Origin of the sequence: Dehalobacter sp. TeCB1, assembly GCF_001707455.1 — a bacterium.
GTDB classification, from domain to species: domain Bacteria; phylum Bacillota; class Desulfitobacteriia; order Desulfitobacteriales; family Syntrophobotulaceae; genus Dehalobacter; species Dehalobacter restrictus.
Genome location: NZ_MCHF01000012.1, coordinates 87,241 through 99,862 on the forward strand (window position 1 = coordinate 87,241; position 12,622 = coordinate 99,862).

A 12,622-nucleotide genomic window follows, 5' to 3' on the forward strand; every position below is an offset into this window, starting at 1 on the left:
TTACTCCTCCTCATGTCCATGGTCTTTTTTGCCTAAACGGCCTGTTGCTGCCGTAGCTGCGAGATGAACAGCAACGCCTGCTACAGCAACGCCTCCGATAACCTTACCGGCTGTATCGACATTGATTGGCCCAGTGCCGGGAAGTTTAAAGATTTCCTGTTTGTCATAAAGAGGGCTGAAGACTTTAAAGAATCCTGCCTCTGAACAGCCGGAACACGGTGAACCGGCGTTGATGCAGAAGTTGGTATTGTCGTTGTACCAAACCTGTGCGCAGTCGGTATACGTCTTCGGGCCTTTGCAGCCTTTCAGGATTAGACAATAGTCTTTTTGGTCCGGATCGTTCCAGTCTTTTAGATAGTTTCCGGCTTCAAATTGTCCGCGGCGCGGGCAGTTGTCATGAAGCAGCTTGCCGTAGAAAACGACCGGCCGGGCCTGGTCATCAAGCGGCGGAACCGTACCATAGGTCAGGTAGTAAACAATCGTTCCGAGCATGGTGGCCGGTTTGACCGGACAGCATGGGAGATTGATGACAGGAGTTGAAATGTTGTTTTGTTTCAACAGTTCACGGACGCCGACAGCGTCAACCTCACAGGCACCGGGAATTCCGGCGCCATCGGTTGCGCAGCTACCGACAGCAATAATGGCTTTAGCTTTCTTGGAAGCTTCCAGGACGGTTTCCCGGAAAGGTTTGCCGCCCACCATGCAATACCTGTCTTCTTTTGAGGGAATAGCTCCTTCGACGACGAGCACAAAGTTTTCTTTCAGGGCCTCCAGATAAGCTTCCTCGGCCGTATAGCCGGAAGCTGCCATAATGGTCTCATGATAACGGATCGAAAGCATATCCAGGACCACTTCAGCCGCTGACGGATTCAGTGTTGCCAAAAGTGACTCGGAACAGCCTGTGCATTCCATTCCATGAAGCCAGATTACCGGCGGTTTTTCCAAGGCAGTCTCAACAGCCTGAGTGACCTTGGGAGATACTGCAGCAGGGAGACCCAAAGCTGCCGTAGTCGCAGCCATCAATTTCAAAAAGCCGCGTCGGGATACTCCTCTTGCTGCCAGAGCATCAAATGTGTTCATTCTGCAATTCCTCCTCCACATGTCCAAAAAATAAAATTCTTACTTAATATAAAATAGGATAAAAATTATAAATATTTAGATAATACATTTTCGTAAAAATATATTATTGCAGTGAGCAATATACCGAAAAAAATCATCCAAATATATATATAAAGTTTATCTATTTTCCAAATTAATAAATGCAAGAAGCGTGCCAAAATATAAAACGGCTGAAAAGTTTGCAATAAGCCAACATGAAAAAGTCATAGTTAGATAAAAATTATTAAAATAGACAAAATGTTTATCTTTCTGATACGAATTGTATCATCTGGAGAGACATAAGAGCTTGCAAAAATACAACTTAAGGTCAATGCAATCAATAAAGATGTTCCTGCAATTTAAATTCCGGGTAATTCAACGTGCCGTTATTCATTCCATAAATACCATAAAACATGATGCAGATGACGATGATGATCCAAACAATCATTTTCATCATGGAGTTCTTGTTAATCAATAAACTGACACCGGCACCAATCAATAGCAGAGGCCAGAGCTTCCTGAGTGATAGGAAAAAAGTCCCGATGATCGAAAACGAAAAAACGTCAAGATTACTAAGGAGCCAGATTACACCGACCAGAATGATCACCGCACCCAGGGCAATGTTTTTTTTCATTGATGATCTCTCCTCGCAAACAATACGTAAACGCCAACGGCAATCAAACCTATGGGTAGCAGGATGTCAATGTCGAACCAGTCGAAGAGTCTGTCTGACAAAAATACAGCACCAACAATGATCAGCGCAATGCCAAATACTTTAAGGCTTTTGTCCTTATTGATGGCCTGATTATGATCATTATTTGGAATATCTGCCGAGTCGGCATAGTTCTGAGAACTGCCGAATGAGCCAAAAGGTTTTTGCGGAATCACTACCCAGCAGACGAGATAGGCAAGAATTCCAATACCAGCAAAAAATGCGAGCAGCCAGATAATCCGTACAATCGTAGGATCTATTTCAAAATATTCCGCAATTCCAGAGCAGATCCCTGCAATCACTTTGTTTTGAGACCGATAGATTTGTTTACCCATGACCCATCCCCCTTAATCCAATTCAAAAGGAACTTCCTTGATGATTTAGCTTCTTCACGGAATCGAAAAGTCATTTCTTCATAAATCTATGGATTCTCATCGTTTATATTCCAGCGGTTCTTATTTTGAGAGCTCCATCTGTTCTGGGTAATAATATTCCATTGTGATTTCATAAGACTATATTAACACGAAGGACAGAATGTGGGTAGAAAAATTTATATTATTTTTCTAATAACTTCAGACGGTAAGGTAGACAATGAATAATAACCCCCCTCAGATGGAAAAATAATTCTGCTGAATTTGTTTGAGGGGGAATGTAATCTGGATTCGCATCATCACAGAATCACTGACAAAGATAAGAATAACCTTCATGTTGGGATAGACATAGGTTCCACCACTGTTAAAATCGCTGTCTTAAATAAGGAAGGCGTTCTGTTGTTCAGCCGGTATACCCGGCATTATTCGGATATCTGGAGCACGTTGCAAAGGCTGGTGGATGAAGCCGGTCAGAAATATGCGGCATTTTCGCTGACGGTAGCAATTACAGGTTCAGGCGGACTGGCTGTGGCTGAACATCTGGACATTTCATTTATTCAGGAGGTCATTGCCGGAAGCAAAGCAGTGGATCGTTATCTGCCAGGAACGGATGTTGTCATTGAGCTTGGCGGAGAAGATGCCAAGATAACCTTTTTTGACAAGGGGTTTGATCAACGGATGAACGGGATCTGTGCGGGAGGAACCGGTGCTTTTATTGATCAAATGGCTGTCCTGTTAAAGACGGATGCGGCTGGGCTGGATGCGCTGGCTGCCCATAGCCGGGTCATCTATCCGATTGCCGCCCGATGCGGGGTTTTTGCCAAAACGGATATTCAACCTCTCTTAAATGAAGGAGTCCGCAAGGAGGACATTGCAGCTTCGATCTTTCAGGCGGTTGTAAATCAGACCATCGGAGGGCTTGCCTGCGGACATAAAATTAAAGGGAAAGTTGGCTTCCTCGGAGGACCACTTCACTTCCTGCCGCAGCTGCGAGTTCGGTTTCAGGAAACGTTGGGGCTGAAGGATGAAGATATGATTGTGCCGGGAAATTCCGAAGTTTATGTAGCTATCGGAGCGGCCCTCGCCTCTGCTCAGGATAAAGATATTACATTTGAACAGCTTGGTCAAAAATTGAAAACAGACAAAAAAAAGCTTCAGTATGAAACAGCCAGACTTGATCCACTTTTTGCAGATGAAGAGGAATACCGCGCGTTTGTAAGGCGGCATGCCCAAAATATTGTCAGCACAAATCAGCTGGAGATGTACCAGGGCCAATGTTTTTTAGGTCTGGATGTCGGATCTACCACGACAAAAGCTGTTTTGATAGATCCGCAAGGCGCCCTTCTTTATTCCGCCTATACTAATAATGAAGGCAACCCTTTGGCTTCAGCAGTCAATATTCTGAAAGAACTATACAACAGGCTCCTGGAAAACACAAAAATTGCTTATTCTGCCGTGACTGGCTACGGAGAAAAACTGACTCAGGCAGCTCTTTTTTTTGATATGGGGGAAGTCGAGACCATTGCTCATTACACAGCTGCCAATCATTTTCTGCCTGGAGTCAACCTGATTCTGGACATCGGCGGACAGGATATGAAATGTCTAAAAGTAAAAAACGGTGTGATTGAAAATATTATGCTAAATGAAGCCTGTTCATCCGGCTGCGGTTCTTTTATTGAAACATTTGCGAGGTCACTGGAAATGAATGTGGCGGATTTTGCCCGCAAAGGACTTTTGGCTCAAAATCCTGCCGATTTAGGATCGAGATGTACCGTTTTCATGAATTCCAAAGTAAAACAGGCCCAAAAAGAAGGCATGACGGTCGCGGATATTTCGGCAGGATTATCCTACTCCGTGATCAAAAATGCGCTCTATAAAGTAATTAAGTTAAAAAGCTCTGAGGAATTTGGTGAAAAGGTTATTGTCCAGGGAGGAACTTTCTTGAATGATGCTGTGGTTCGCAGCCTGGAACGGACCATTGGCCGAGAAGTCGTCCGTCCGGACATTGCCGGCCTCATGGGTGCCTTTGGTGCGGCCCTCTTGGCCAGGAACGCCTGGCGGGAGGGAGTGGTTACGTCGCTGCTTTCCCCAGATCAAATTAATAACTTTTCGGTGGAAGTCAGCGCAGCCCGCTGCGAAAACTGTCAGAACCACTGTTTACTTACGGTCAACTGTTTCGGTGACGGGCGCAGGCACATTACAGGAAACCGCTGTGAAAAAGGATCGGAACGCGATCAGACAGATGAAATTCCGGATCTCTATGCCTATAAACTGAACAAGGTCTTTCATTATACGCCGCTGGCCAAAGAAAAAGCAGTCAGAGGAACCATCGGGATCCCAAGGGTTTTAAATATGTTTGAGAATTATCCTTTTTGGTTTACCTTTTTCACTCGTCTTGGTTTCCGGGTCGAGCTGTCGCCGGTTTCCACCCGGAAGGTTTATGAGGCGGGCATGGAGACAATTTCTTCCGATACCGTTTGTTATCCTGCCAAACTTGTTCACGGTCATATCGTGTCATTGATTAAACAAGGCGTGAAACTCATATTTTATCCCTGCATACCGAAGGAGAGAAAAGAAATAGCCGGCGCGGACAACTGCTTTAATTGCCCGGTGATCAACGCTTATCCGGAAGTGATCAAAGCCAACATGGACGAGTTGAAGCAAAGCAGTGTCCAATTCTGGAATCCTTTTCTGCCGTATGAAGATAAAAAAAAGCTTAGTAAGAGATTGTATGAAGAACTGAAACATTCAGGCATTACCCTTGCAGAAATCATCCAGGCCGTCGACGCAGCCTGGAATGAAGATCTGAATTTCAAACGGGATATCCGCAAAAAAGGAGAAGAGGTCTTGCAATGGCTTGCAGAAACAGGAAATCGCGGGATTGTCCTTTCCGGCAGGCCTTACCATCTGGATCAGGAAGTTAACCACGGCATACCTAAAGTCATCACGGCCCTCGGAATGGCAGTGCTTACAGAGGATTCGGTAGCCCATCTCGGAAAAGTCACCAGGCCACTCCGGGTTCTGGATCAGTGGATGTATCATTCCCGACTTTACGAAGCAGCAGATTTTGTTGCCGGAAGACCGGAGTTAGAGCTTGTCCAGTTAAACTCATTCGGCTGCGGGCCGGATTCGATTGCTGCGGAACAAGCCCAGGAAATTTTACATAAAGCCGGTAAAATCTATACCATGATTAAAATAGATGAGGTCAGCAATCTGGGTGCAGTCAGAATAAGGCTCCGCTCGCTTAAAGCTGCGATGGATGCCAGAATAAAACATGATCATCCGATAGAGGGCCCGGCAAAGGGGCCAAATGCCGTTCAGAGACCAATCTTTACCAAGGAAATGCGTAAAACACATACCATTCTTGCTCCGCAGATGGCGCCGATCCATTTTGAATTTGCCCAGGAGGTCGCCCGTTCGGAGGGGTACCATTTTGAAGTACTGGCTATAGTTGAAAAAGAAGATATTGAAGAAGGCTTGAAATATGTTAACAATGATTCCTGTTACCCTTCGGTCATTATTATCGGGCAGCTGTTAAGGGCATTGAAATCCGGAAGATACGATCTGAACAACACCTCAGTCATTATAACCCAGACGGGGGGACCCTGCCGGGCCAGCAATTATTTGGGGCTATTAAAGAAAGCGCTTCAGGTCTCAGGACTGGAGCACATTCCGATACTTTCGCTCAATGTCGCAGGCTTGGAGAAAAACCCCGGATTTAAGTTGACGGTCTCCATGGCGGTCAAAGCAATCATGGCCATGATTTACGGAGACCTGCTGATGAAGGTTTTCTACCGGGTAAGGCCTTATGAAACAAGTGCGGGAACAGCGGATCAGCTTCTGAGAAAGTGGATAGATATCTGCAAGATTAATGTTACCAATGGAGACCGCAGCTTATTTCGTGAAAATCTGAAGGGAATTGTTCGGGATTTTGAAAATATTGAGATTGTTCAGCAGAGAAAACCCAGGGTTGGCTTGGTCGGGGAGATCCTCGTAAAATTTCACCCTGCGGCTAATAACAACATGGCCGAGTTTATTGAAAAAGAGGGCGCAGAAATGGTAGTTCCGGGACTGATGGAGTTTTTACTTTACTGCTGCTATGGGAAGGAATTCAACTATAGATATCTTGCTGGTAAGCGATCTTCCAGAGTCATCGGAAATCTGCTGGTCAAGTATATGGAAAGCTATCGTGAAGATTTAAGGGCTGCCTTAAAGAATAGTAAAAGATTCGATATCCCGCCAACGATTCAGGAGATGGCGGAAAGTGTCAAACCATTCCTTTCCCTGGGCAACCAAACCGGAGAGGGTTGGCTGCTGACTGCGGAAATGGTGGAGCTGATCAAAAGCGGCGCCAACAATATTATCTGCATGCAGCCGTTTGCCTGTCTGCCGAATCATATTACCGGCAAAGGAATGATCAAGACCCTGAAAGAGCAGTATCCCCAGACCAATATTGTTGCCGTGGATTATGATCCCGGAGCCAGTGAAGTGAACCAGATCAATCGGATTAAGCTGATGCTGGAGAGAGCTTTTGGCTGAATCTTTCGGTCTATTCTACCCATTGTTTTAAGTGCCTGTTTTTTATAAATTTAAGTATCTTATCCTTGGCTCTTGTGCTAAGATAATGTGGGAAGATTTGACCAGGTTATGATAAAGGAGGAAGTAAAGACTGTGTCAAAAAAAGAAAACGACTTTTTTGTACTTATGAAGGAAAACGCGCAGCTTATTTGCGAAAGCTCGCTGGTATTAAAAGAAGCAGTTAAGGATCCCACCACTTTCCCGGTTAAGATGAAGGAACTCATTGATTTGGAACACCGTGCCGACGACATTACCAACAAGATCATTGATAACCTGAATAAGACACTGGTGACGCCAATGGACAGGGAAGACCTCTACTCATTGGCGACAAACATGGATGATATCATTGATTTTATTCAAGGCGCCTTGGAACGGATGATCATGTATAAAGCGACGCCGCCCCACTCCGGGGTTGAAGAGCTGATTCGGGTTCTGGATGACTGTATTCATATTATTAAAATATCTGTGGACAACCTTCCCAGTATTCGCACCAAATTAAATCTTATTCTTGAAAACACAGAAAAAATTCATAAACTGGAAAGCGAGGGAGATCGTTTATACCGGAGTGAAGTAGGCAAGCTGTTTGAAAATGAAAGCAATCCGATTGAAATCATTAAATGGAAAGAAATACTGGAACATCTGGAAGACGCCACGGACCGTTGTGAAGATCTTGCGCTTGTAATAAAAGGGGTCGTATTAAAATATGTCTAGTCTGCATATTGCATTATTCGTTGTCGTACTATTTGCGTTGGCATTTGATTTTATCAACGGATTTCATGATACTGCCAATGCCATAGCCACTTCGGTTTCGACAAGAGCGCTTACGCCAAGAACCGCAATCATTATGGCCGCGGTACTCAATTTCATCGGCGCGATGTACAGCACGGGGGTTGCTAAGACCATTGCAAAGGACATTGTCGATGCGAACAGTGTTACTTCCGAAGTGATGATCGCCGCACTGATCGGAGCGATTTTTTGGAATCTTTTGACATGGTATTTTGGCATTCCGAGCAGTTCTTCCCACGCAATTATTGGGGGAATCCTCGGAGCCGGCATCGCTGCAGCGGGACTCGGTGTTGTCCAGGGGGCCGGCATCAAGAAAATTATCTTGGCGCTGCTGTGCTCGCCGCTCGTCGGCATGGGACTCGGTTATCTGATCATGACCATTCTATATTACTTATTCCGCAATAAAGCGCCGATGAAAACGAACAGTATCTTCCGGAGGCTGCAGATGGTTTCAGCCGCATTCCTTGCGTTTAACCATGGTTCCAATGACGCGCAGAAATCCATGGGTATTATCACGCTGGCGCTTGTCGCCGTGGGGGTACAGTCAACGATGGATGTTCCGCTCTGGGTAAAGCTCCTGTGCGGATTAGCCATTGCTTGTGGTACAGCAGTAGGCGGCTGGAGAATCATTCATACGCTTGGTGCTAAAATCTTTAAAATTGAGCCGATCAACGGCTTTGCTGCAGATTTGTCATCCTCGATCGTTATCTGGGTAGCGACGGCGTTTCCGGGTCTCCATCTGCCGGTCAGTACCACGCACGTGGTATCCGGTTCCATTATGGGGGTAGGCGCTGCCAAACGTATTTCGGCCGTGCGCTGGGGCGTTGCGCAGCAGATGCTGATGGCCTGGTGTCTGACGATTCCTTCCACGGCAATCGTCGCAGCTCTGTCTTATCATCTGATTACACTCGTGGAGAGAATTCTTTGATCTAATATTCTAACGTAAGATACTGGAATTCTGCATCTTATATCGGATAAATCCCAGCTGACGTTATAGATGTTTTAAACAATCAGGTAAACAGATCGTGGATTCAGGCTTCCTTTTTAATCCTCAGGAGGGTAAGGGTTACCCGTCTGGGGATAGCTTCTTTTTCATCAGGGCTATTGAATAATTATGCATGATGAAGTATAATAATACAGTATTGCGTATGATTGAGATGAAGGAGAATAATGATGGTTCAATTAAACAAAGACAAGTTTAAAGGCAGAGATTTTATTACACTGAATGCTTTCACAGCAGAAGAAATCTCATACATGGTTGACGTCGCCATGGAATTGAAGGCTGATAGAAATGCCGGAATTCCCCACCCTGTCCTGCAGGGAAAGGTTTTGGCAATGATCTTTACCAAATCTTCGACGAGAACCAGAGTGGCATTTGAGGCCGGTATTTATCAGCTCGGCGGCTCCGGAATGTTTCTGAGCGCCCGCGATATCCAACTGGGCCGCGGTGAACCGATCCAGGATACAGCAAGAGTCTTGTCCAGGATGGTTGACGGCATTATGATCAGAACGTTCAGTCATCAGGAGGTTCTTGATCTTGCCGAGCATTCCTCTGTGCCAGTCATTAATGGCTTGAGCGATTTTCTGCATCCGACACAGATTCTGGCTGACCTTTTAACTATTAAAGAAACAAAAGGCAAGATTCAGGGACTGAAATTAACCTATATCGGTGACAGCAATAATGTGGCAAATTCCCTGCTGCTTGGCGGCAGCAAGATGGGCATGAACATTGTGGTTGCTTCACCTCAGGGATACCAGCCAGTTCCGGAAATTATGGATCTGGCTTGGAAGAATGCATCTCTCAGCGGAAGTACGGTGCAGGTCGTCGAAGATCCTGTCGCGGCTGCCAGGGGAGCGGATATTCTCTATACCGATGTCTGGGCCAGTATGGGACAAGAAGAAGAAAGCGAAATCAGGAAGAAAATTTTTGCGCCGTACCAGATCAATGACGAGGTGCTTGGGGCAGCTCATCCTGAAGCGATCGTCATGCACTGTCTGCCTGCCCACCGCGGAGAAGAGATCACCGACAAAGTGATCGAAGGTCCTCAATCCGTGGTATTCCAGGAGGCTGAAAACCGGCTGCATGCCCATAAAGCGATTATGGCACTGGTCATGTAGTCCATATAATTACTGAGAAACTAACTGAAATAATACAGAAATCTGCAGAAGAAACTGATTAAAGAATAAAGGAGACAGCGTATGGCTAAAGTAATACTTGCCTATTCAGGCGGACTGGATACGTCCATAATTATTCCATGGCTGAAAGAAAACTATGGCTATGAGGTTGTCGCGATGGCGGCAGATTTGGGACAGGGAGAGGAACTGGAACCTCTTCATGAGAAGGCTGCTAAAACCGGAGCCACCAAATTGTATATTGAAGATTTGAGAGAAGAATTCATTACGGATTTCATTTATCCGACACTTCAGGCTGGAGCCGTGTATGAAGGCAAATATCTTCTGGGAACATCCTTTGCGCGTCCGCTTATTGCTAGACGGCTTGTGGAGATTGCCGAAAAAGAAGGCGCAGTTGCTGTTGCGCATGGTGCGACAGGGAAAGGCAACGATCAGGTCCGCTTTGAACTGGCTGTCAAAGCGCTGAATCCTGATCTGAAAATTATTGCTCCGTGGAGAGAGTGGGACATCAAATCGCGGGATGATGCGATTGATTATGCCAAAGAACGCGGAATCCCTGTCCCGGTTACCAAGGATAGACCGTACAGCATGGACCGTAACCTGTGGCATTTAAGCCATGAAGGCGGTGACCTCGAAGATCCCTGGAATGAACCGAAGGATGATCTTTATCTACTTGGGGTTTCCCCGATGCAGGCACCGGACCAGGCCGCGTATGTGCTGATCGATTTTGAGAAGGGCATACCGGTAGCTGTCGATGGGGAGAAACTTGCACCGATTCAGCTGATCGAGAAATTGAATGCCCTGGGCGGCAAGAATGGAATCGGGATTGTCGACATGGTCGAAAACAGGCTTGTCGGGATGAAGTCGCGCGGGGTATATGAGACTCCCGGCGGAACAATTCTCTATGCCGCGCATCAGGCGCTGGAACTGTTGACCCTTGACCGTCAGACCCTGCATTATAAGGAACAAATTGCGCTGAAATATGCTGAGATGGTCTACGATGGTGTCTGGTATTCACCGCTGAGAGAAGCACTCGATGCGTTTGTAAAAGTTACACAGAAAAATGTTACCGGAACCGTCAGGATGAGACTATATAAAGGAAACTGTACACCGGTAGGGATAAAATCCCCTTATTCGCTGTATAATGAAGAATTTGCAACGTTTGGCGAAGATGCTGTCTACAACCAGAAAGACGCAGAAGGTTTTATTAATCTGTTTGGACTGCCTCTTAAAGTCCGCGCTTTAATGGAGAGAAAATCAGGCTTACGTTAATCATGATGCGCAACGGTGCGCGAGCATGGATTTGCGGGCATGAACACAAGGATGTCAATTGTCTAAGCACATTGCGCATTCTTGTGTTCTGTCATATTGTTGCGTTATACTATACTTAATTTTGATTCGGAAGGAGTTAAACCAATGAAACTTTGGGGAGGACGTTTTGAGAAAGACACCGATTCCCTGGTCGAAGATTTCCACTCATCGATCTCATTCGACCGGCGCCTTTATAAATTTGATATTATGGGAAGCATTGCTCATGCCGGAATGCTCGGCAGGATAGGTATCCTGTCAGCCGAAGAAACGGAGAAAATAATAGGGGGACTGGAATGCATTCTGGCGGATATTCAGGCGGGAAGGGTTGAATTTGAAGTCGGAGCCGAAGACATCCATATGAACGTTGAGAAACTACTTACGGAAAGAATCGGTGATGCCGGTAAAAAGCTCCATACCGGACGCAGCCGGAATGATCAGGTTGCGCTGGATTTTCGGCTATTCTTAAGAGAAGAAATCGACAACACCAAAGATCTCCTCACTGCGCTGCTGGAAACCCTGCTTGACTTGAGTTCCGAACATCTTAAGACTTGGATGCCCGGATATACCCATCTGCAAAAGGCCCAGCCGATAACCCTGAGCCATCATCTTATGGCCTATGTCCAAATGTTTTTGCGCGATCTGGGACGACTCGGAGATACTCGCAAGAGACTGAACCTCTCCCCGCTCGGATCGGGCGCGCTGGCGGGTACGACCTTTGCTTTGCGTCGGGAAGAAGTAGCTGCTGAACTGAATTTTGACGGCGTCACGCTTAACAGTTTAGACGGCGTTAGCGACAGAGATTTTGCTTTGGAATTTCTGGCAGCTGCATCTATCATGATGATGCATCTGAGCAGGCTGTGTGAAGAACTGATTATCTGGTCGAGCGGTGAATTTTCTTTCGTTTCGATTGATGATGCCTATGCCACCGGATCGAGTATTATGCCGCAGAAGAAAAATCCTGATGTCGCAGAACTCGTCAGAGGGAAAACTGGCAGGGTGTATGGGGATCTCATAACACTGCTCACCGTTATGAAAGGACTTCCCCTGGCTTATAACAAAGACATGCAGGAAGACAAGGAATGTGTGTTTGATGCTGTGGACACCATCCAAAAATCGTTGCTGGTCATCCGGCCGATGCTGGCTACAATGAAAGTGAATGCCGATATTATGGCAAGGGAAGCTAAGAAGGGCTTTACCAATGCCACAGATTTGGCTGATTATCTGGCCAAAAAGAATGTTCCTTTCCGCGAAGCCCATGCAATTGTGGGCAGGCTGGTACTGGAATGTTCCCGCAGGGGCTGTTCGTTGGAGGATCTGACGCTGGAAGAACTGAAAACAGTATCCGAATTCTTCGAGGAAGATCTTTATGAGGCTATTTCTCTTCAAACCTGCGTTCAGAAGAGGAGCGTTACCGGGGGTCCTGCACCGGAGACCGTTCAGACAGCGATACAGTTTAGTAAAGAAACTCTGGATCAACTTAGGTGGTAAAAAACAATTAAGAAAACAATCAAGTGTAAATTTAGCACGAATAATGGTACATTTTACTGCCTTCAGAGTATTAATCAAGAAATTTTAAGAATATGTTAAGAATATGTAATTAGAATGTAAAAAATGTGAAAATAACAAATAGCCG

The 12,622-nt window shown here is 45.9% G+C and carries 9 protein-coding genes; 6 read left to right on the forward strand and 3 right to left on the reverse strand.

What is annotated here, in order from left to right; all coding sequences use genetic code 11:
- From A7D23_RS03765 to A7D23_RS03775, 3 genes are all read right to left on the reverse strand, one after another.
- Window positions 1–1,080: a hydrogenase small subunit gene (locus A7D23_RS03765; protein WP_068883232.1), complete on the reverse strand. Its 1,080-nt coding sequence runs from the start codon at window positions 1,078–1,080 to the stop codon at window positions 1–3.
- Window positions 1,081–1,435: 355 nt separating this feature from the next.
- Window positions 1,436–1,732 carry a DUF5668 domain-containing protein gene (locus A7D23_RS03770; protein WP_068883235.1) on the reverse strand — a complete coding sequence of 99 codons (297 nt, stop codon included), beginning with the start codon at window positions 1,730–1,732 and terminating at the stop codon, window positions 1,436–1,438.
- Window positions 1,729–2,145 carry a PspC domain-containing protein gene (locus tag A7D23_RS03775; RefSeq protein ID WP_068883237.1) on the reverse strand — a complete coding sequence of 139 codons (417 nt, stop codon included), beginning with the start codon at window positions 2,143–2,145 and terminating at the stop codon, window positions 1,729–1,731. The genes A7D23_RS03770 and A7D23_RS03775 overlap by 4 nt, the downstream gene beginning before the upstream one ends.
- A gap of 342 nt (window positions 2,146–2,487) precedes the next feature.
- Here A7D23_RS03775 and A7D23_RS03780 point away from each other — a divergent pair, with 342 nt between their 5' ends.
- From A7D23_RS03780 to argH, 6 genes are all read left to right on the forward strand, one after another.
- The gene (locus A7D23_RS03780) at window positions 2,488–6,720 is read left to right on the forward strand and encodes a 2-hydroxyacyl-CoA dehydratase (RefSeq protein ID WP_242871493.1); all 4,233 of its coding nucleotides are present in this window, start codon (window positions 2,488–2,490) and stop codon (window positions 6,718–6,720) included.
- Between the two features lie 132 nt (window positions 6,721–6,852).
- Window positions 6,853–7,470 carry a DUF47 family protein gene (locus tag A7D23_RS03785; protein ID WP_083221866.1) on the forward strand — a complete coding sequence of 206 codons (618 nt, stop codon included), beginning with the start codon at window positions 6,853–6,855 and terminating at the stop codon, window positions 7,468–7,470.
- A complete protein-coding gene (locus tag A7D23_RS03790) occupies window positions 7,463–8,473 on the forward strand; it encodes an inorganic phosphate transporter (RefSeq protein WP_068883243.1) in 1,011 nt (336 codons plus the stop codon). The genes A7D23_RS03785 and A7D23_RS03790 overlap by 8 nt, the downstream gene beginning before the upstream one ends.
- Before the next feature lie 245 nt (window positions 8,474–8,718).
- Complete coding sequence (argF, locus tag A7D23_RS03795; protein WP_068883245.1) at window positions 8,719–9,663, forward strand: ornithine carbamoyltransferase; 945 nt, start codon at window positions 8,719–8,721, stop codon at window positions 9,661–9,663.
- Window positions 9,664–9,744: 81 nt separating this feature from the next.
- Complete coding sequence (locus tag A7D23_RS03800; protein ID WP_068883247.1) at window positions 9,745–10,950, forward strand: argininosuccinate synthase; 1,206 nt, start codon at window positions 9,745–9,747, stop codon at window positions 10,948–10,950.
- Between the two features lie 144 nt (window positions 10,951–11,094).
- Window positions 11,095–12,477, forward strand: a complete 1,383-nt coding sequence (gene argH / locus A7D23_RS03805) for an argininosuccinate lyase (protein WP_019226816.1) — start codon at window positions 11,095–11,097, stop codon at window positions 12,475–12,477.
- Window positions 12,478–12,622: the final 145 nt, after the last annotated feature.